Raw genomic sequence first — 21,685 nt, forward strand, 5'->3', positions numbered from 1 at the left:
GAACGATCATCAGACCGTGATGTTGTGCTTGGCCAAAAATGCCACGAACGCTTCTTCATCCAGCACTTTCAAGCCCAGCTCACTGGCCTTGGCCAACTTCGAACCGGCACCTGGCCCGGCCACCACGCAATGGGTTTTCGCCGACACCGAGCCCGCCACCTTGGCGCCAAGGCTTTCGAGTTTTTCCTTGGCGACATCGCGGCTCATCAGTTCCAGGGAGCCGGTGAGCACCCAGGTGTGACCCGCCTCGGGCAAGCCTTCGACGACCTTCTTCTCGCTCTGCCAATGCATGCCGAAGTCCTTGAGCTGTTGCTCGATGGCCAGCGCACGATTGGCGTTTTCTTCGATGTCGAAGAAATCCCGGACGGCCTTGGCCTGCTTCTCCGGCAACGCCTGGCGCATGTCGAGCCAGTCGGCCTTGATCACACCTTCGAGGGAGCCAAACTTGTCCGCCAGTTTCTGCGCAGCACCTGGGCCTACGGACGGCACGTGCAGTTTGTCGAGCAAGCCGCCCAACGTGGTGCTGGCCGCAAACTCGGCGCTCAGTTCACCCTGCTCCTGCAACTCCAGTCCGCACTCGTCCTTGGAGATCAAGGCACCGATCACGTCCTGGTTATGGCTGTCTTCAAAGAAACTGTGAATCTCGTGGGCCACTTCCAGACCGACATCCGGCAAGTACGTCAGCACTTCCGGCAACGCCTGCTGCACGCGCTCCAGGGACGCCAGGGAGCGCGCCAGCACTTTGGCGGTCTCCTCGCCCACATCGGGAATGCCGAGGGCGTAGATAAACCGTGCAAGAGTTGGCGTCTTGCTGTTTTCGATGGCGGTGATCAGCTTCTTGCTGGAGACATCGGCAAAGCCTTCCAGGTCGATGATCTGTTCGTACTTGAGCTTGTAGAGGTCAGCCGGCGAGCCGATCAGTTTCTCGTCCACCAGTTGCTCGATGGTCTTGTCGCCCAGGCCATCGATGTCCATGGCCCGGCGCGAGACGAAATGAATGATCGCCTGCTTGAGTTGCGCACCGCAGGCCAGGCGCCCAACGCAACGGTATACCGCGCCTTCGCTGACGGTTTCCTTGCCCTTGCTGCGCTTGACCAGTTGCGTGCGCTCAACGTGAGAGCCGCACACCGGGCAGCTCTCGGGGATCTGCACCGCGCGGGCGTTTTCCGGGCGACGCTCGGTGACCACCGACACCACCTGGGGAATCACGTCACCGGCACGGCGGATGATCACAGTGTCGCCGATCATCAGGCCCAGGCGCGCCACTTCGTCCATGTTGTGCAAGGTGGCGTTGGACACGGTCACACCCGCAACCTTGACCGGCTTCAAGCGTGCCACGGGCGTCACAGCGCCGGTACGACCCACCTGGAACTCAACGTCCAGCAGTTCGGTCAGTTCCTCCATCGCCGGGAACTTGTGGGCGATTGCCCAACGCGGTTCGCGGGCACGGAAGCCCAGTTCACGTTGGTAGGCAATGCTGTTGACCTTGAACACCACACCGTCGATTTCATAGGGCAAGGCATTCCGTCGCTCACCGATATCGCGGTAGTAATCGAGGCAATCCTGAATCCCTTTGGCCAGTTTCAACTCATGGCTGATGGGCATGCCCCATTTCTTCAGCTGTTGCAGATTGCCAATGTGGGTGTCGCTGATATCCGTGGTCACGCCGTAGCAGCAGAATTCCAGCGGACGGCTGGCGGTAATCTTCGAATCCAGCTGGCGCAGGCTGCCCGCAGCCGCGTTGCGCGGGTTGGCGAAGGTCTTGCCACCGACCTCCAACTGCGTGGCGTTCAGCCGCTCGAAGCCGGCCTTGGACATGAACACTTCGCCGCGCACTTCAAGGGTCGCCGGCCAGCCGGTGCCGTGCAGTTTCAAAGGAATATTGCGCACGGTGCGCACGTTGACGCTGATGTCTTCGCCGGTGGTGCCATCGCCTCGCGTGGCGCCACGCACCAGTTCACCGTCCTGATACAGCAGGCTGACCGCCAGGCCATCGAGCTTCGGCTCGCAGCTGTATTCCACCGCCGCGCCGCCGCCAAACAGGTCACCCACCGGCAAGTCCAGGCCCTCAGTGACCCGGCGATCGAATTCAAGCATGGTGCTTTCATCGAAGGCGTTGCCGAGGCTGAGCATCGGGATTTCGTGACGCACCTGAGTGAACGCCGACAATGCCGCACTGCCGACCCGCTGCGTCGGTGAATCACGGGTTACCAGGTCCGGGTGCTCGGCTTCCAGGGCCTTGAGCTCATGGAACAGCCGGTCGTACTCGGCGTCCGGGATGCTCGGCTCGTCGAGGACGTGGTAACGGTAGTTGTGCTGATCCAGTTCAGCGCGCAGTTCGAGGATGCGGGTGTGGGCGGCGGTCATGGGTGTTCTCTCATAAAGCAAAAGAGCAGCCGAAGCTGCTCAATATGTTAGTGCATGGATTCTACAGGCAACGCTTAAGCTTGGACCTTAGCGCTTCTGTGTCAGGGCACGACGCTCGAACTCGACGATGCGCTGACGGTAATGCTCGATGGTCTGGGCGGTCAGGACGCTGCGTTGGTCGTCCTTGAGCTCGCCGTTGAGTTCCTGGGACAGCTTGCGGGCAGCGGCCACCATCACGTCGAAGGCTTGTTTCGGGTGACGCGGGCCTGGCAAACCGAGGAAGAAGCTCACGGCCGGAGTGCTGAAATGGTCGATGTCGTCCAGATCAAAGATGCCCGGCTTGACCGCGTTGGCCATAGAGAACAGGACTTCGCCGTTACCGGCCATGCTTTCGTGGCGGTGGAAAATATCCATCTCGCCAAAACGCAGGCCGCTTTCCAGAATGTTTTGCAGCAAGGCCGGGCCCTTGAAGCCGGCGGCGTCGCGGCAGATCACGCTGATCACCAGCACCTCTTCGGCAGCCGGTTGATCCTTGACGGATTCTTTATGGGCGTTCTTGACCGGGGTTTCATCCGGGAAGTCACCGTCACGGCTGCTGAAGCTCGGACCTTCTTCCAGGTCCAGGTTCAGGTCACCCTGGGATGGCTCGCTGGCCGCACTGCGCTTGCCGCGCTTGGGTTCACGGGCTTCACGCACGGGTGCGCTCATCGACGGCAGGTCGTGCTCGTCCAGGTGCGGCTCTTTATGGTTATCCAGGACACGTGGTGGCCCCAGCAGCTCGGCGCTGCCGTCGTCGTCCGGCAAATTGGACAGGTTGCGGTCCAGGCGAAATTTCAACTTGCCCTTGCCGCCACGCATCCGGCGCCAGCCATCAAAAAGAATACCGGCAATGACAATAATGCCGATGACGATCAGCCACTCGCGCAGACCGATTTCCATGTAATCCCGTGCCTCTAATAAAAAATGCTGAAAAATAAGGGGTTTAGCACCGTGCAAACCGCTTTAAAACGTGGCGCCAACTCTATGTTCTGAATGACGTTTTGCCCACGCATACGAAAATTTGACATTAAACTAGCACGACCAAAGATAACTTTACACCGTCTGTCAAAATGCCTTGAACAAATATGTCCATTTGCCACTTTTCCCAGACCGGTAAATCACCTTACATCCTGCTGAAAATCCTCCTGCGAAGTGCGCCTCAGGATTCCACCAGCGCCATCGCCTCTTCGACATCCACCGCCACCAAACGCGAACAGCCCGGCTCGTGCATCGTCACACCCATCAATTGATCAGCCATTTCCATGGCGATCTTGTTGTGGGTGATATAGATGAACTGCACCGTCTGGGACATCTCTTTAACCAGTCGGGCGTACCGTCCAACGTTAGCGTCATCCAGCGGAGCGTCAACTTCGTCGAGCATGCAAAACGGTGCCGGGTTCAACTTGAAGATCGCAAATATCAGGGCCAATGCCGTCAGTGCCTTCTCGCCACCGGACAGCAAATGGATGGTGCTGTTCTTCTTGCCTGGAGGCCGCGCCATGATCGTTACCCCTGTATCGAGTAGATCTTCGCCCGTCAGTTCCAAGTAAGCGCTGCCACCACCGAAAACTTTCGGGAATAACGCCTGTAAACCGCCATTAATCTGATCAAAGGTATCTTTGAAGCGATTACGGGTTTCCTTGTCGATCTTGCGGATCACGTTTTCCAGGGTGTCCAGGGCTTCGACAAGATCGGCGTTCTGCGCGTCCAGATAACGTTTGCGCTCGGACTGCTGCTGGTACTCGTCGATAGCCGCGAGGTTGATCGCGCCGAGTCGTTGAATGCGTGCGGCAATCCGTTCAAGTTCTTCTTCGGCTTCTTTCTCGTTGGCCTCGGCGGTCAGGGTATTGAGCACGCCGTGCAGGTCGTAGCCGTCTTCCAGCAACTGGTCTTGCAGGGTTTTGCGTCGAACCGTCAGGGCCTGCCATTCCATGCGCTGCTGTTCGAGTTGGCCACGGATCAGCTGCGATTGCTGCTCGGCCTGGGTCCGGCGCTTTTCGGCGTCGCGCAGTTCGCGATCGGCATCTTCCAGGGCGATTTGTGCGGTCTTGAGCTCTTCGTCGACGGTCATGCGCTTGTCGAGCAACTCTTCAAGTTTCAGGCGCAGCTCTTCCAGCGGGGCTTCGCCCTCCTCCAGGTTGAGGCTCAGTTGCTCGCGCTTTTCGGTCAGGCGTTCGGACTGCATTTCCAGACGTTCAAGGGCCTGGCGCGTGGAGTCGTGTTGCGCCCGCAGGGAGCCGAGGCGCACGGCCAGTTGATGGGCATGGTCCTTGTGCTGGCGGGCTTCTTGACGCACCCGGTCGAGGCGCTCGCGCAAGCTGTCGCGCTGGGCCAGCAGCAACTCGCGCTGCTCGGTGTCCAGGGCCATGCTGTCGAGGGCTTCCTGCAGTTGCAGGCGCGCTTCACCGACTTGTTCGTGTTCGAGGGCGCGTTGCTCGCCCATCTCCGCCACTTCTTCGTCGAGCCGGGTGCGGCGCAAGGTCAGTTGCTCGACCTTGGCCTTGCTCGCCGAGAGCTGGGCTTTCAATTCGCCTTGCTGGCGCGCTTCGTCCTGCAACAGCCGGCGCAGGTGTTCGCGGCCGGTCTCTTGCTGGCGCTGGGTGGCGCGCAAGGTTTGCAGCTGGTTTTCCAGGGATTCAAGGGTGGCTTCGCGCTCTTCCCGTTCGGCAGTCAGGTTGACGATTTCCTGGCCACGGGCCAATACGCCGCTTTCCGCTTCGCTGGCACGACGCACCCGCAGGAAGTGCCGGCCGACCCAAAAGCCGTCACGGCTGATCAGGCTTTGCCCGGCCGCCAATTGGCCACGCTGGGCCAAGGCCTGCTCAAGACTGTCCACCGGTTTGACCTGACCCAGCCAAGACGACAGATCAATCGCCGCCTCGACCTTGTCCAGCAGGCTGCCCGGTACGCGTGTGCCGTCTGCCGCGGGGCTAAGCAATCGCAAATCACCCTGGGTAAAACCCGCCAGATCGAAACCGCCAAAATCATCCACCAACACGGCTTGCAGGTCGGCACCGAGGACGGTTTCCACCGCCAACTCCCAACCGGCTTCAACCTTCAAGCCTTCGGCCAGGCGCGGGCGCTCGGCCAAGTGTTGATCACGCAACCATTCGGCAGTGCCGGTGCCCGGGTCGAGCGCCGCTTGCTGCAAGGCTTCAAGGGAGGCCAATCGACCGTTAAGCCGCTGCAAATCCCCCTGGGCGGTTTGCTGCGCCTGGGTCGCCTGCTGCAGTTGCTGACGCAATTGCTCGAGGCGCTCCACTTGCTGTTCTTCGCTGGCTTCCAGCTCTTCCAGGGTCATTTCGCTTTCGGCGAGTTTCTCGCTCAGCTCGAGGATCGCCGCGTCTTCCGGGTCGGCCGCGAGCAACACGCGCTCTTCCACCAAACGCCGCTGACGCTCGGCCAGGCGCTCCATGCTGGTTTCCAGTTGCTGGATGCGCGATTGCTGCACCTCAGCCTGGCGGCGCGGTTCGGCGGATTGCAGGTTGAACGTGTCCCACTGCTCCTGCCAGGCGTGCATGGTGGTTTCGGATTCTTCCAAGGCCGCAGCGGCTTCCTCGGCGGCGGCGCTGGTGACTTCCTGCTCCGGGGTGAGCATGTCCAGCTCCTCCCCGAGGGTCAGCAACAAGGTGCGGTCGTGGCCCAGGTGCGATTCGGTTTCCAGGCGCGCGCGTTCGGCTTCCTTCAGGTCGTCCTGCAACTGGCGCAAGCGTTGCTGGCCGTGCTGGATGCTCTGCTCGACCCGGGCGATGTCACCGCCCACCGAATAGAAGCGCCCCTGCACCAGATTGAAGCGCTCGGACAGGTCATGGTGACCGTCCCGCAGGCGCTCGATGCTGGCGTCGGCATTGCGCTGCTCAGCCACTAACGCTTCGAAGCTGATTTCCTGGGTGCCGATGATCGCTTCGCGCTGGCCCACTTGATCATTCAATGCCTGCCAGCGCAGGGCTGACAGTTGCGCCTTGAGCTGACGCTCCTCGCCCTTGTATTCCTGATACTTCTCGGCCGCCTGGGCCTGACGGTGCAGGCGCTCCAACTGGCGCTCCAGCTCTTCACGCAGGTCGGTCAGACGGGCAAGGTTTTCATGGGTGCGACGGATACGGTTTTCGGTCTCGCGCCGGCGCTCCTTGTACTTGGAGATGCCGGCCGCTTCCTCGATAAAGTTACGCAGGTCTTCGGGCTTGGCTTCGATCAGCTTGGAGATCATGCCCTGCTCGATGATCGAGTAGCTGCGCGGGCCCAGGCCGGTACCGAGGAAGATGTCGGTAATGTCCCGACGGCGGCACTTGGTGCCGTTGAGGAAATAGCTGTTCTGGCTGTCGCGGGTGACTTTGCGGCGGATGGAAATTTCCGCGTAGGCCGCGTACTCGCCCACCAGGGTGCCATCGGAGTTATCAAACACCAGTTCAATGCTGGCCTGGCTCACTGGCTTGCGGCTGGTGGAGCCGTTGAAGATGACGTCGGTCATCGACTCGCCACGCAGGTTTTTCGCGGAGCTCTCGCCCATCACCCAGCGTACGGCGTCGATGATGTTCGACTTGCCGCAGCCATTGGGCCCGACCACTGCCGCCATATTACTGGGGAAGTTCACCGTGGTCGGGTCGACGAAGGATTTGAACCCCGCCAGTTTGATGCACTTGAGCCGCACGCTTAGGCTTCCGCCAACGCAGCAATAACCAGCGAGCAACTGCGCTCGCCGTAGGCCGAGAGCACCTGGCGAATCTGTGGCAGGTCACGGGCCAGCACGGCGGCTAGCAACTGCTCGAACAGCACCAGGTACTCGCTCATGGACGCCTTGCGTTGATCCAGCGCCAGGTAATAGGCACGGTTCATCGCCGGCTGCAGGTTCTCGACGGTTTCCTGCAGATACGGGTTGTTAGCGAACGGATACGCGGCGCGCATCACATTGAAGCTTTCCTCGACGAAGGCGCGGATGTCCTGGCGTTCGAAGCTGGCGACCAAGCGCTGCTGGATCTGCACAAACGGCGCCATGTCGGCCTGGGTCTGCCAGCCGGCGGCGACCGCGTTGCCCAGCAGGATGTACAGCTCACCCATCAGCGTGCACAGGCTCTGCACCTTGTGGGCAGTCAGCTCGGTGACATGGGCGCCACGGCGCGGCAGGATCGCGATCAGGTGCCGACGCTCAAGGATCAGCAAGGCTTCGCGCACGGAACCACGGCTGACATTAAGCGCCAGTGTGACCTTCTGCTCCTGGATCCGCTCCCCAGGCTTGAGGTCGCCGCGAATGATACGTTCGGCGAGGTGGTGAGCGATTTGCTCGGCAAGACTATCCGGCGCCTTGAACGTCATGTTTTCCCTTCAAAATCTTCTATCGGTACGAGCGCGGCAGTGTAGCGCACTTGCCCATTGATGGCGTACGGCCCACAAGCACGAATTTGGCATGAAATAAGCAACCGTTAAAGTCCAGAAGCCCCTAAAAACGGCGGTTCCAGAGAACTGGACCATAATTAAGGATGTTGAGATCGCATTTTCTTGACCTTTCGGTCAGAAAATCGTTGACCGAAAAGTCAGACATGACTAGATTCGGCGCAAAGCGGTTAACAACAATAATGAGTCTGCGAGGCCTTCCGTGATCCAGTTTTTACTAAACCAGGAGCTCCGTAGCGAGCACGCCCTGGACCCGAACCTGACCGTGCTCAACTATTTGCGTGAGCACCTGGGCAAATCCGGCACCAAGGAAGGCTGCGCCAGCGGCGACTGTGGCGCCTGTACCGTGGTGGTCGGCGAGCTGCACACCGACGATCAAGGCGCGGAGCAGATTCGCTATCGCAGCCTCAACTCGTGCCTGACCTTTGTCTCATCCCTGCACGGCAAGCAACTGATCAGCGTTGAAGACCTCAAGCACCAGGGCCAACTCCACAGCGTGCAACAGGCCATGGTGGAGTGCCACGGTTCGCAATGCGGCTTCTGCACCCCGGGCTTTGTGATGTCGCTGTTCGCCCTGCAAAAAAACAGTGATGCACCCGACAGCCAGAAAGCCCATGAAGCCCTGGCCGGCAATCTCTGCCGCTGCACCGGTTATCGCCCGATTCTCGCCGCCGCCGAACAGGCCTGCTGCAACAAGCCCCAGGACCAGTTCGACAGCCGCCAAGCCGACACCATCGCCCGCCTGAAATCCATCGCCCCGACGCAAACCGGTGAATTGAACAGCGGTGATAAACGCTGCCTGGTACCGTTGACCGTCGCCGACTTGGCGGACCTCTACGACGCTTATCCGCAAGCCCGGCTGTTGGCCGGCGGCACCGACCTGGCGCTGGAAGTCACCCAGTTCCACCGCACGCTGCCGGTGATGATCTACGTCGGCAATATCGAAGAAATGAAGCGCATCGAAAGCTTCGACGATCGCCTGGAAATCGGCGCAGCCACTTCCCTGTCCGACTGCTACAGCGCACTCAACAACGAATACCCGGACTTCGGCGAATTGCTCCACCGCTTCGCTTCGTTGCAGATCCGCAACCAGGGCACCCTGGGCGGCAATATCGGCAACGCCTCGCCCATCGGTGACTCACCGCCACTGCTGATCGCCCTAGGCGCGCAGATCGTACTGTGCAAAGGCAACACCCGTCGCACTCTGGCCCTGGAAGACTACTTCATCGACTACCGTGTCACTGCCCGCCAGGACAGCGAATTCATCGAAAAAATCATCGTGCCCAAAGGCGTGCCGCTGTTCCGTGCCTACAAGGTTTCCAAGCGTCTGGACGATGACATTTCCGCCGTCTGCGCCGCCTTCAACCTCAAGATTGATAACGGCGTGATCACGGATGCCCGCGTGGCGTTCGGTGGCATGGCCGCCACCCCAAAACGTGCGAAAAGCTGCGAAGCCGCGCTGAACGGCGCCACCTGGAATTCCGCCACCGTGGAAAAAGCCTGCGCCGCCCTCGCCGAAGATTTCACCCCGCTGTCGGACTTCCGCGCCAGCAAGGAATACCGCCTGCTCAGCGCACAAAACCTGCTGCGCAAATACTTCATCGAACTGCAAACGCCGCACATCGAGACTCGGGTGACCGCTTATGTCTAACCATCATGCCGTGGAAAAATCCCAAGCCGAACTCGCCGTACTGTTTGCCAAGGACCTGACCAGCGGCGTCGGTCGCAGCGTCAAGCACGACAGCGCCGCCAAGCACGTCTCGGGCGAGGCGCAGTACATCGATGACCGCCTGGAATTTCCGAAACAGTTGCACCTGTACGCACGCATGTCGGACCGCGCCCACGCGAAGATCATCAGCATCGACACCGCGCCCTGCTATGCCTTCGAAGGTGTGCGCATCGTCATTACCCACGAAGACGTGCCGGGCCTGAAAGACATCGGCCCGCTGATGCCCGGCGACCCGTTGCTGGCCATCGACACCGTGCAGTTCGTCGGCCAGGTGGTGCTGGCCGTCGCCGCCCGTGACCTGGAAACCGCGCGCAAAGCCGCCATGGCCGCCGTGATCGAATACGAAGACCTGGAGCCGGTGCTGGACGTGGTCGAGGCGTTTCGCAAAAAACATTTCGTGCTGGACAGCCACACCCACCAACGCGGTGATTCGGCGGGGGCGCTGGCGACCGCCAAAAACCGTATCCAGGGCACCCTGCACATCGGCGGCCAGGAACACTTCTACCTGGAAACCCAGATTTCTTCGGTGATGCCCACTGAAGATGGCGGCATGATTGTGTATTGCTCCACGCAAAACCCCACCGAAGTGCAGAAACTGGTGGCCGAAGTACTCGACGTGTCGATGAACAAGATCGTGGTCGACATGCGCCGCATGGGCGGTGGTTTTGGCGGCAAGGAAACCCAGGCCGCCAGCCCGGCATGCCTGTGCGCCGTGGTCGCACGCCTCACCGGCCAGCCAACCAAGATGCGCCTGCCACGGGTCGAAGACATGCTGATGACCGGCAAGCGCCACCCGTTCTATATCGAATACGACGTGGGCTTCGACGACAGCGGCCGGCTGCACGGTATCAACCTGGATCTGGCGGGCAACTGCGGCTGCTCGCCGGACCTGTCGAACTCGATTGTCGACCGCGCAATGTTCCACTCCGACAACTCGTATTACCTGGGCGACGCCACCGTCAACGGCCACCGCTGCAAGACCAACACCGCGTCCAACACGGCTTATCGTGGCTTCGGCGGCCCCCAAGGCATGGTCGCCATCGAGGAAGTGATGGACGCGATTGCCCGGCACCTGGCCCTCGACCCGCTGGCGGTGCGCAAGGCCAACTACTACGGCAAGACCGAGCGCAACGTCACCCACTACTACCAGACCGTCGAGCACAACATGCTCGAAGAAATGACCGCCGAACTGGAACAAAGCAGCCAGTATTTTGAGCGCCGCGAAGCGATCCGTCGCTACAACGCCAACAGCCCGATCCTGAAAAAAGGCCTGGCCCTCACACCGGTGAAATTCGGGATTTCCTTCACCGCCAGTTTCCTCAACCAGGCCGGTGCGCTGATCCACATCTACACCGACGGCAGCATCCACCTGAACCACGGCGGCACCGAGATGGGCCAGGGGTTGAACATCAAGGTCGCGCAGGTGGTGGCCGAGATCTTCCAGGTGGAAATCGACCGCGTACAAATCACCGCCACCAACACCGACAAGGTGCCGAACACCTCGCCGACGGCGGCGTCCAGCGGTGCCGACTTGAACGGCAAGGCTGCACAGAACGCCGCCGAAACCATCAAGCAGCGCCTGGTGGAATTTGCCGCGCGCAAGTATGAAGTCAGCGAGGCCGACGTTGAATTCCACAACGGGCATGTGCGGGTTCGCGATCACATTCTGACCTTTGAAGCGTTGATCCAGCAGGCGTATTTCGCCCAGGTTTCACTGTCGAGCACCGGTTTCTACAAGACCCCGAAAATTTTCTACGACCGCAGCCAGGCGCGTGGCCGACCGTTCTACTACTTCGCGTTCGGCGCGGCCTGTTGCGAAGTGATCGTCGACACGCTGACCGGCGAATACAAAATGCTGCGCACCGACATCCTGCACGACGTGGGCGCCTCGCTGAACCCGGCCATCGACATCGGCCAGGTCGAAGGCGGCTTCATCCAGGGCATGGGCTGGCTGACCATGGAAGAGCTGGTCTGGAATAACAAAGGCAAGCTGATGACCAATGGCCCGGCCAGCTACAAGATCCCGGCGGTCGCCGACATGCCGCTGGACCTGCGGGTGAAGCTGGTGGAAAACCGCAAGAACCCGGAAGACACGGTGTTCCATTCCAAGGCCGTGGGCGAGCCACCGTTCATGCTCGGTATTGCCTCGTGGTGTGCGATCAAGGATGCGGTGGCGAGCCTGGGTGACTATCGCCATCAGCCGAAGATTGATGCACCGGCAACCCCGGAGCGGGTGTTGTGGGGGTGTGAGCAGATGCGCCAGTTGACCGCCGCAAAAGCTGTGGAAACGGAAACCGAGTTGGCTTCGCTTTAGACCGAGGCGCTGCCTTCGCGAGCAAGCCCGGCTCCCACATTCTGATGTGTGAACCCAATCAAATGTGGGAGCTGGCTTGCCTGCGATAGCGGTCGAACTGACAACAGAGATGCTGAGGTAAACATGAACAACTGGATCAGCGCCCTCGCCGACCTGCAGAACCAGGGTGAACCCTGCGTGCTGGTGACCATCATCGAAGAGCTCGGCTCCACACCGCGCAATGCCGGCTCGAAGATGGTGATCAGCGCCGCCCACACCTTCGACACCATCGGTGGCGGGCACCTGGAATACAAGGCGATGCAGATCGCCCGGGACATGCTCGTGCGGGGCCAGCAGAACACCCACCTGGAGCGCTTCAGCCTCGGCGCCAGCCTGGGCCAGTGCTGCGGCGGCGTGACGGTGCTGTTGTTCGAACCCATGGGCCAGGTGCAGGCGCACATCGCGGTGTTCGGCGCCGGCCATGTCGGCCGTGCGCTGGTGCCGTTGCTGGCCAGCCTGCCATGCCGGGTGCGCTGGATCGATTCCCGGGAACAGGAATTCCCGGAACACATCCCCCAAGGCGTGCGTAAAATCGTCAGCGAAGAGCCGGTGGATGAAATCGACCACTTGCCCGCAGGCAGTTACTGCATCGTCATGACCCACAACCACGCACTGGACCTGGAACTGACCGCCGCCCTGCTCAAGCGCAATGACTTTACCTACTTCGGCCTGATCGGTTCGAAGACCAAGCGCGTCAAGTTTGAACACCGCCTGCGGGATCGCGGTTTCGACACAGCGCACCTGCAACGCATGCATTGCCCGATGGGGTTGACTGAGGTCAAAGGCAAACTGCCTGTGGAAATTGCCATCTCCATCGCCGGCGAAATCATCGCCACCTATAACGCCAATTTCGGCCAGCACACTGCGAGCGCCGAACCCATTGCCAAACTGCTGCCGGTATCCCGCCGCAGCCAAGCGACTAACTGAGACGACCATGCCTTTGACACGCAAAGCCTACCGTGCCGCCATTTTGCACAGCATCGCCGACCCTGCCGAAGTGGGGATCGAAGCCTCCTATGAGTATTTCGAAGACGGCCTGCTGGTGATCGACAACGGCCAGATCAGCACCCTGGGTCACGCCAGCGAATTGCTCGCTACCCTGCCCGCCGACATCGAAGTCACCCATTACCAGGACGCGCTGATCACCCCCGGCCTGATCGACACCCACATTCACCTGCCGCAAACCGGCATGGTCGGTGCCTATGGCGAGCAGTTGCTGGACTGGCTCAATACCTACACCTTCCCGTGTGAAAGCCAGTTCGCCGACAAGGCCCACGCCGAAGAAGTCGCGGACATTTTCATCAAGGAATTGCTGCGCAACGGCACCACCACCGCCCTGGTATTCGGCAGCGTGCACCCGCAGTCAGTGAACTCGTTTTTTGAAGCGGCCGAGAAGCTCGACCTGCGGATGATCGCCGGCAAGGTGATGATGGACCGCAACGCGCCGGACTATCTGACCGACACCGCCGAATCCGGCTACGCGGAAAGCAAGGCGCTGATCGAGCGCTGGCATGGCAAGGGCCGTTTGCACTACGCGGTAACGCCACGTTTCGCACCGACCAGTACGCCCGAACAGCTGACCCTCGCCGGGCAGTTGCTGGGGGAGTACCCGGACCTGTACATGCAGACCCACATCAGTGAAAACCTGCAGGAAGTGGAGTGGGTGAAAGAACTGTTCCCGGAGCGTAAGGGCTACCTGGACGTGTACGACCATTACAAACTGCTGGGTGAGCGCTCGGTGTTCGCCCACGGTGTGCACCTGTGCGATGACGAGTGCGCGCGACTGGCAGAAGCAGGCTCGGCAGTCGCATTCTGCCCGACGTCGAACTTCTTCCTGGGCAGCGGGTTGTTCAACCTGCCGATGGCCGAGAAGCACAAGCTGAATGTCGGCCTGGGTACGGATGTCGGCGGTGGCACCAGCTTCTCGCTGCTGCAGACACTGAACGAAGCGTACAAGGTGATGCAGCTGCAAGGGGCGCGGTTGAGCCCGTTCAAGTCGTTGTACCTGGCGACCCTGGGCGGTGCGCGAGCACTGCGGTTGGAAGACAAGATCGGCACCCTGCAACCGGGTACTGATGCCGACTTCCTGGTGCTGGATTACAACGCCACCCCGCTGCTCAGCTATCGCCTGAAGCAGGCCAACAACATTGCCGAGACGTTGTTTGTATTGATGACACTGGGGGATGACCGGGCGGTGTTGCAGACGTATGCGGCGGGGCAATTGGTGCACCAACGCTGATTTAACCAGCACCACAAACCAAATGTGGGAGCTGGCTTGCCTGCGATGCAGACACCTCGGTGTATCAGTGATACCGAGGTGATGCTATCGCAGGCAAGCCAGCTCCCACATGTTTGATCGGGTTTACAACTTTACAGACGAGCGCCCCGGCTTCTTGGTCTGCAACAAATGCGAGAACACCGCATGCAGATCATCGGAAGCGCTCTCCTCATCGAGGTTGAGCTTGCTGTCGATGTGATCCATGTGATGCATCATCAGGTTCACCGCCAGACCCGCATCCCGCGCTTCGATCGCGTCGATCAGCTGGGTGTGTTCATCGTAGGAACAGTGGGAGCGGTTGCCGCTTTCATACTGGGCGATGATCAACGAGGTCTGGGACACCAGGCTGCGCTGGAAGCTGATCAACGGGGCATTCTTCGCCGCCTCGGCCAGTTTCAGGTGGAACTCGCCGGAAAGCCGGATACCCGCACCGCGATCGCCCCGGGAGAAGCTGTCGCGCTCGTCGTTGACCATCTGCCGCAGCTCGGCCAGTTGCTCGGCCGTGGCATGCTGTACCGCCAACTCAGTGATCGCACGCTCCACCAGACGCCGGGCGAGGAACACCTGGCGGGCTTCCTCGACACTTGGGCTGGCCACTACCGCACCCCGATTGGGCCGCAGCAGTACCACGCCTTCATGGGCCAGGCGCGACAGTGCGCGGCGGATGATGGTGCGGCTGACGCCAAAGATTTCGCCCAGCGCTTCTTCACTCAATTTGGTACCGGGCGCCAGGCGTTGCTCGAGGATCGCCTCGAAGATATGCGCGTAGACGATATCGTCCTGGGTTCCACTGCGACCGGCCTTACCGGCTCGCGGTTGTTTCTTGAGGGGCTGCAACTGTTCGTTCATGGGCACTCGGGTCGGGAGAACGGCGGCGAATTGACGTTGACTGTAATACGGCACAGAGGGTCGCTGGCAAGTATCGCGTAAAATCAGCGCACATTGTACACAACCCACTGCGCCAACACACTGTACGGCTGTTTGCGGCGCCGGCTGTATTGCAATGAATCGTTACGTTTGAGTTTAGGCTTGATTCCGCACTTTCTCCTTTGCAGGAGCGAGCTTGCTCGCGAAAAACGTATAAGCACCGCATTCAGTCAGGATGCCAGCATCATCGTTAACGACCTTCGCGAGCAAGCTCGCTCCTACAGACAGCCCGGTAAAAGGAACACCGCCCCATGTCCGACGCCCCCCAAGCGCGATTAAGCCCACTGGCCGACACTTCGCCTTCGGCCATCGTCGCCGGTTTCATTGCCATGATGACCGGCTACACCAGTTCCCTGGTGCTGATGTTTCAAGCCGGCCAAGCTGCCGGCCTGACCACGGCGCAAATTTCCTCGTGGATCTGGGCGATTTCCATCGGCATGGCGGTGTGCAGCATTGGTCTGTCCTTGCGCTATCGCACGCCGATCACCATTGCCTGGTCCACACCGGGCGCGGCGCTGTTGATCACCAGCCTGGGCGGTGTGAGTTACGGCGAAGCCATCGGCGCCTACATCACCTGCGCGGTGCTGGTGACCATCTGTGGGCTGACCGGCAGCTTCGAAAAACTCGTCAAGCGCATCCCTGCGTCCCTGGCGGCCGCCTTGCTGGCGGGCATTCTGTTCAAGATCGGCAGCGAGATTTTCGTCGCCGCGCAGCACCGTACCGGGCTGGTGCTGGGGATGTTCTTCACTTACCTGGTCATCAAGCGCCTGTCGCCGCGTTATGCCGTACTCGCGGCACTGCTGATCGGCACGGCGCTGTCCGGGCTGATGGGGCTGCTGGATTTCAGTGGCTTCCACCTCGAAGTGGCAACCCCGGTGTGGACCACGCCGCACTTCTCCCTGGCGGCGACCATCAGCATCGGTATCCCGCTGTTCGTGGTGGCCATGACCTCGCAAAACATGCCGGGGGTCGCCGTGTTGCGGGCCGACGGCTATAACGTGCCGGCTTCACCCTTGATCACCACCACCGGCCTGGCCTCGCTGGTGCTGGCGCCGTTTGGCTCACATGGCATCAACCTGGCAGCCATCAGCGCGGCGATCTGCACCGGACCCCATGCCCATGAGGATCGCAACAAGCGCTATACCGCCGCGGTCTGGTGCGGGATTTTCTATGGGATTGCCGGGGTGTTTGGCGCGACGTTGGCCGCGTTGTTCGCTGCGTTACCCAAGGAACTGGTGCTGTCGATTGCGGCATTGGCGTTGTTTGGCTCGATCATCAATGGCCTGAGCATCGCCATGAATGAGCCCAAGGAACGGGAGGCAGCGTTGATCACCTTCATGGTCACAGCGTCGGGGTTGACGTTGTTTTCCATCGGCTCGGCGTTCTGGGGGATTGTCGCGGGGGTGTTGACGCTGGTGATTCTGAACTGGCGCAAGGCCTGATTCTTTAGACCCAGTAACGAAAAAGCGACCCGGGCGGGTCGCTTTTTCATGACATCAGACTGCCGGGTTGATCGGCTTTTCTGGATGCCAAGCGTCCAACAGGGCGCTGACTTCAACGCGGGTCAGCTCTGGACGAGCCTTCAGCCACGCTTCAACAGCGGCACGCTGTTCTTCGTTGACCGAACCACGGGTGGCTTTGCAAACCAGACCGAAGTCATCACCGCCGACGTAGTCCAGGCCGTTGCCGTCCATTGCTTCAGTCAGGAATGCTTCGAGGAAAGCGTCAACCGCTTCATCGTCCAAACCTTCTTTGAAGTCCAGGTTCAGTTCGAAACCCAGCTCTTGAAATTCATCAACGCACAGTTTTTTGCGCAGACGCCGGGAACGGTTAGTCGCCATTGGAACAATCCTCTTAAGTAATAACGGGCGGCACTTTAGCAGTTTAAGCAGGCCTTTGCCCGATTCTCTGGGACAGGCGGCACAGTGCCAGTAAAAAAAACCGCCAATTGCAGCTATCGTTCAGCCACAAGTGCGACAGCCTTGGGGCATAATGCCGACACTTTCATGACCATTGAGGGATTTTTCGTACATACCCCTCACCTTTTTACCCCTCAGCAGTAGGGTTTTAATTCTTATGATCAAATCTTTGCGTCCACTGTTACTGGCCGGCTTTCTTCTCCCCCTGGCCTTTTCCGTTACCGCTGCCCCGATCAACACTTCCTTGCCACCCAAGGTCCAGGAAGCCCTTCAGAAAGCCAAGCTGCAAAACAACGCGCTGTCCCTGGTGATGATTCCCCTCAATGGCCCGGGCACACCCACCGTGTTCAACGCCGACGTGTCGGTCAACCCGGCCTCCACGATGAAGCTGGTCACCACCTATGCGGCCCTGGAAATGCTCGGCCCCAACCATCAGTGGAAAACCGAGTTCTACACCGACGGCACCCTCAGCGGCGGCATCCTGAACGGTAACCTGTACCTCAAGGGCGGCGGCGACCCCAAGCTGAACATGGAAAAACTCTGGCTGCTGATGCGCGACCTGCGGGCCAATGGCGTGCAGCAAGTGACCGGCGATCTGGTACTCGACCGTGGCTTCTTCATCCCGCCGCAACTGCCGGAGTTCAATGACGACGGCAACGACGAGAACAAGCCGTTCCTGGTCAAGCCCGATGCCCTGATGGTCAACCTCAAGGCGCTGCGCTTCGTCACCCGCAATGACTCGGGCAAGGTACTGGTGTCGGTCGAGCCGCCGATTGCGAGCATTCGCATCGACAACCAGGTCAAGGTCTCCAACGCTAAACAGTGCACCGGTGACGTGCGCTACAGCCCGATGACTGCCGCCGATGGCAGCGTCACCGTGACCGTCAGCGGCCAGTTGGCGGATGGCTGCAGCTCGCAGACGTATCTGTCACTGCTGGACCACGCCACCTACACCGCCGGCGCCGTTCGGGCGATCTGGAAGGAACTGGGCGGCAGCATCCAGGGCCGCGACATCCAGGCGCCGGTACCGAAGAACGCCAAAGTGCTGGCTCGTGCGTTCTCGCCAGACTTGGCGGAAATCATCCGCGACATCAACAAATACAGTAACAACACCATGGCCCAGCAGCTGTTCCTGAGCCTGGGCGCGCAGTACCGCACCGATGCCGACGGCGACGACGCCAAGGCGGCCCAGCGCGTGGTGCGCCAGTGGCTGGCGAAAAAGGGCATCACCGCACCGCACCTGGTGATGGAGAACGGTTCCGGCCTGTCCCGCGCCGAACGGGTCAGCGCCCGCGAGATGGCAACCATGCTGCAAGCGGCGTGGAGAAGCCCGTACGCGGCGGAATACATCAGCTCGCTGCCGATTGCCGGCACCGACGGCACCATGCGTAAACGCCTGAAGACCACGGCCATGCGCGGCGAAGCCCACGTCAAGACCGGCACCCTGAACACCGTGCGTGCGATCGCCGGGTTCAGCCGCGACAACAATGGCAATACCTGGGCCGTGGTGGCGATTCTCAACGATCCGAAACCGTGGGGTGCTTCTTCGGTGCTGGATCAAGTGCTGCTGGACCTGTATCGACAGCCGAAACTGGCGGCGGCGGCCCCGGTCCTCTAACAGCAGCAAATATCAAATGTGGGAGCTGTCGAGCTTTAGCGAGACTGCGATAGGATCACCGCGGTGTACCTGGTGCACCGCGGCGCCTGCATCGCAGCCTCGCTAAAGCTCGACAGCTCCCACGCTCCGATACCTGGCTTCAGGCAAGCTCGTCAGCTCCCACACTCCGATCTGGCTTCAGGCGAGCACCCGCTCTGCCTCAACTCTATCCCTGCCCGCCTGCTTCGCCGCGTACACCCCTGAATCCGCCCGCAGCAACAAGCCATCAACGCCCTCTTCGACTCGCCAGTTGGCGATCCCGAAACTGGCAGTCACGATACCCACATCCTCCATCGGCTCACTGCGCAACGCCTGCCACAACTCCAGGGCAACACTGAATGCCTGGCTGCCTCTTCGGTGCTGGACCAGGTGCTGCTGGACCTGTACCGCCAGCCGAAACTGGCGGCGGCCCCGGTTCTCTAACAGCAACAAAGATCAAATGTGGGAGCTGTCGAGCTTTAGCGAGGCTGCGATAGGATCACCACGGTGTACCTGGTGCACCGCGGCGCCTGCATCGCAGCCTCGCTAAAGCTCGACAGCTCCCACACTCCAATCTGGCTTCAGGCAAGCGCCCGCTCTGCCTCAACTCTATCCCTGCCCGCCTGCTTCGCCGCATACACCCCTGAATCCGCCCGCAGCAACAGGCCATCAACCCCCTCTTCGACCCGCCAACTGGCGATCCCGAAGCTGGCAGTCACGATCCCCACATCCTCCATCGGTTCACTGCGCAACGCCTGCCACAACTCCAGGGCAACGCTGAGCGCCTGGCTGCCGTCGGTATTGGGGCACAGCACCACGAACTCCTCGCCCCCCAGCCGGCAAAACACATCCGTACGCCGCAATCGTTGACTGATGCGCCGGCACAACTCCTTGAGCACCTCGTCGCCGACCGCATGGCCGTGCTGGTCGTTGATGCGCTTGAAGTGGTCGATGTCGAACATGATCACCGACAACGCTCCAGAAGCGCGCTTGACTCGAATCATCTCGGCCTTCAGCCGGTCCTGGAAGTAGCGTCGGTTATGAATGCCGGTCAGGGAATCGGTAATCGACAGCGCCCGCAGCTCTTCCTCGACCCGCTTTAGATCAGAAATATCCGACACATAGCCATGCCATAACGTACCGCCGCCGGGGAGTTCTTCCGGCGTCGCTTCACCGCGAATCCAGCGCAGCCCACGCTGGGGCAATTGCACCCGGTACTCTTCACGCCAATGGCTCAGTTGCAGGGTGGACAAACGAATGGAGTCCCGTACCCGCTCGACGTCCAGCGGATGAATGCGCTCGAAGACCTTTCGTGCATCCTGCTGCAACACCCCCGGCTCGATCTCGTAGATATCGCGAATGCCGTCGCTGGCATAGATGAAACGCGAGTCGCCGTTCGGTTCCAGGATGAACTGGAAAATACCGCCGGGCACATGGGCACTGAGTTTCTTCAGCAGGCGGTCCCGCGCGGCCAGGGCCTCATAGGCACGCTTTTGTTCGGTGACATCCAGGCAGATCGCCAGGTGCCCGACCCACAGGCCATGCTCATCCAGCAACACGGTGGCGAGCATGTTCACCGTCAGATGGCTGCCGTCCTTGCGCACCAGCGTCCACTCACGGGTCTCGTGCACCGCATCGGCGCCGTCCACCAGCATCGCCTGGCCTGGCGCGATGCGCTTGCCCAGCGCCGCGCTCAACTGCACCGCGCGGGCTTCCAGCTCGGGCGCCAGGTGCAGGCTTTCGAGGGTCAGGTGACCCAGGACCTCGTCCACCTCAAAGCCCAGCATTCGCTCGGCGCCGGCGTTGAAGGTGGTGATCACACCGCGCAGGTCAGTGGCAATGATCGCCACCTGGGTCGCCGCATTCAGCACGCTGCGCAGTTGGCCGTGGGTACCCCGCAACTCCTGTTCACGCTGACGCAATTGGGCCGTGCGTTGCTCCACCAGTTTCAACGCGCGCTGGCGCTGGCTGACCAACACGTAGAGCAGCGCACTGAGCAACAGGCTCAGCAGGCTGCCCATGACCAAGATAGTGACCTGCGAAGAATGATTACCCTGCAGGAACACCTGGCTGGGGCGCAGGCTCAAGGCGTAGACGTGGTCGCCAAGCGTCAGCCGGCGTACGGCCATCAGGTCGCTGTCCGCCACGGCGTTGCTGGATTCATACAGCACGCGCTTTTCTGCGTCGGAAGTATCGACGATCTGCGTCACCAGATTGTCCCGGTCCGCCTTGGGCAAGCCGTCGGCCACCAGCTGGCGCATGCTGATTACCGCCATTACGTAGCCGTAAGGTTCGCTGATGGGCGCTTGTGGCGTCGGTGCCCGACTGACGGGTGCCACCAACAGCACGCCCATGGCGTAGGCCGGCTCCACCCCCACCAGTTGCATGGGCTGGGACACCGCCATTTTGCCGGACTGTCGCGCACGCTCCACCGTCGAGCGTCGCAGTGGCTGGGCCAACAGGTCAAACCCCAGCGGCGAGCCAAGCAGGCTCTGGGTCTGGCTGTACAGCACCGGCACATACTCATCGTGCTGAGCGGCCGGGGCCAGTTCGCCCGCTGCGTTCAATTCGCGAATGGAAAAACTCACCCCGCGCTCAGCCGTAATTTCTTGTTCAAACGCGCTGCGCTGGTCCCGTAACACCCGGGGCGCCCAGGCATAAGCGCGGGTGCGCAACAGCAAGGGCTGCGCAAAACCGTCGAACTCTTCGCGGGAGACCGTAGTGGAATTGACGAAAAACCGCCGCAGGCTGCCCAGGCGTTGTTCCTGGTCCTCAAAGCGTTCCTGGAGGCGGCTGTAGCGCTCGTTGACCAGCAACTGGAAGCGTTGGCGCACCTGCTGTTGATAGAGATCGGAGGCCGCCCAGGCGACGACGATCGTCAGCGCACTACCGGCCAGAAACACCACCACCGCCACCAGCCACGCCGATACTTGCTCACTGATAAAGCCTAGGATTTTCGGGCGGACGGCATGCAGCGGCATAGACAAGACTCGGAACGCCAGCGTGCAGGTGCGTCACTTTGGCAAGGCCTTAAGTTATAGCCACAGGA

At 60.8% G+C, this 21,685-nt stretch carries 13 protein-coding genes and 1 pseudogene; 6 read left to right on the top strand and 8 right to left on the bottom strand.

The genetic code is table 11. The features are described 5' to 3' along the window. Window positions 1-9 precede the first annotated feature (9 nt). The 4 genes from ligA to BLU46_RS07835 all read right to left on the bottom strand — a co-directional run bounded on the left by ligA (window position 10) and on the right by BLU46_RS07835 (window position 7,716). On the bottom strand, window positions 10-2,367 hold the full coding sequence (ligA, locus tag BLU46_RS07820) for an NAD-dependent DNA ligase LigA (RefSeq protein WP_063032319.1): 2,358 nt from the start codon (window positions 2,365-2,367) through the stop codon (window positions 10-12). An 87-nt stretch (window positions 2,368-2,454) separates the two neighbouring features. After that, window positions 2,455-3,306, bottom strand: coding sequence for a cell division protein ZipA (gene zipA / locus BLU46_RS07825; RefSeq protein ID WP_093200405.1), 852 nt, complete (start codon window positions 3,304-3,306; stop codon window positions 2,455-2,457). A 259-nt stretch (window positions 3,307-3,565) separates the two neighbouring features. Further along, complete coding sequence (smc, locus tag BLU46_RS07830; protein WP_093200408.1) at window positions 3,566-7,054, bottom strand: chromosome segregation protein SMC; 3,489 nt, start codon at window positions 7,052-7,054, stop codon at window positions 3,566-3,568. A gap of 2 nt (window positions 7,055-7,056) precedes the next feature. After that, entirely contained in the window at window positions 7,057-7,716 is a 660-nt protein-coding gene (locus BLU46_RS07835) for a GntR family transcriptional regulator (protein ID WP_017477159.1), read from the bottom strand. 280 nt (window positions 7,717-7,996) lie between these two features. On the opposite strand from BLU46_RS07835, the gene xdhA reads away from it, so the two are divergent. The 4 genes from xdhA (at window position 7,997) to guaD (ending at window position 14,115) form a co-directional block, all read left to right on the top strand. Then, on the top strand, window positions 7,997-9,445 hold the full coding sequence (gene xdhA, locus BLU46_RS07840; protein WP_093200412.1) for a xanthine dehydrogenase small subunit: 1,449 nt from the start codon (window positions 7,997-7,999) through the stop codon (window positions 9,443-9,445). Further along, window positions 9,438-11,837: a xanthine dehydrogenase molybdopterin binding subunit gene (gene xdhB, locus BLU46_RS07845; protein ID WP_093200415.1), complete on the top strand. Its 2,400-nt coding sequence runs from the start codon at window positions 9,438-9,440 to the stop codon at window positions 11,835-11,837. The genes xdhA and xdhB overlap by 8 nt, the downstream gene beginning before the upstream one ends. A 123-nt stretch (window positions 11,838-11,960) precedes the next feature. Beyond that, on the top strand, window positions 11,961-12,803 hold the full coding sequence (gene xdhC, locus BLU46_RS07850; RefSeq protein ID WP_093200418.1) for a xanthine dehydrogenase accessory protein XdhC: 843 nt from the start codon (window positions 11,961-11,963) through the stop codon (window positions 12,801-12,803). Window positions 12,804-12,810: 7 nt separating this feature from the next. Then, entirely contained in the window at window positions 12,811-14,115 is a 1,305-nt protein-coding gene (gene guaD / locus BLU46_RS07855) for a guanine deaminase (RefSeq protein ID WP_093200421.1), read from the top strand. 123 nt (window positions 14,116-14,238) lie between these two features. On the opposite strand, the gene BLU46_RS07860 is transcribed toward guaD, so the two are convergent. Beyond that, window positions 14,239-15,003 carry a GntR family transcriptional regulator gene (locus tag BLU46_RS07860; RefSeq protein ID WP_017477154.1) on the bottom strand — a complete coding sequence of 255 codons (765 nt, stop codon included), beginning with the start codon at window positions 15,001-15,003 and terminating at the stop codon, window positions 14,239-14,241. 329 nt (window positions 15,004-15,332) lie between these two features. Here BLU46_RS07860 and BLU46_RS07865 point away from each other — a divergent pair, with 329 nt between their 5' ends. Next, the gene (locus BLU46_RS07865) at window positions 15,333-16,523 is read left to right on the top strand and encodes a benzoate/H(+) symporter BenE family transporter (RefSeq protein ID WP_093200424.1); all 1,191 of its coding nucleotides are present in this window, start codon (window positions 15,333-15,335) and stop codon (window positions 16,521-16,523) included. 54 nt (window positions 16,524-16,577) lie between these two features. Here the strand turns inward: BLU46_RS07865 and BLU46_RS07870 are convergent, their stop codons facing one another. Further along, window positions 16,578-16,922 carry a YggL family protein gene (locus BLU46_RS07870; RefSeq protein ID WP_003219101.1) on the bottom strand — a complete coding sequence of 115 codons (345 nt, stop codon included), beginning with the start codon at window positions 16,920-16,922 and terminating at the stop codon, window positions 16,578-16,580. A 235-nt stretch (window positions 16,923-17,157) separates the two neighbouring features. On the opposite strand from BLU46_RS07870, the gene dacB reads away from it, so the two are divergent. Beyond that, complete coding sequence (gene dacB / locus BLU46_RS07875) at window positions 17,158-18,618, top strand: D-alanyl-D-alanine carboxypeptidase/D-alanyl-D-alanine endopeptidase (RefSeq protein ID WP_063032330.1); 1,461 nt, start codon at window positions 17,158-17,160, stop codon at window positions 18,616-18,618. Between the two features lie 177 nt (window positions 18,619-18,795). Here dacB and BLU46_RS07880 read toward each other — a convergent pair. After that, window positions 18,796-19,008: pseudogene (locus BLU46_RS07880) on the bottom strand (hypothetical protein); the annotation flags it as partial. Window positions 19,009-19,217: 209 nt separating this feature from the next. Then, entirely contained in the window at window positions 19,218-21,617 is a 2,400-nt protein-coding gene (locus tag BLU46_RS07885; RefSeq protein ID WP_093200430.1) for a sensor domain-containing diguanylate cyclase, read from the bottom strand. Between the last annotated feature and the right edge of the window lie 68 nt (window positions 21,618-21,685).

The sequence above is a fragment of the Pseudomonas yamanorum genome, from assembly GCF_900105735.1.
In the GTDB taxonomy this organism is placed as follows: Bacteria; Pseudomonadota; Gammaproteobacteria; order Pseudomonadales; family Pseudomonadaceae; genus Aquipseudomonas; species Aquipseudomonas yamanorum.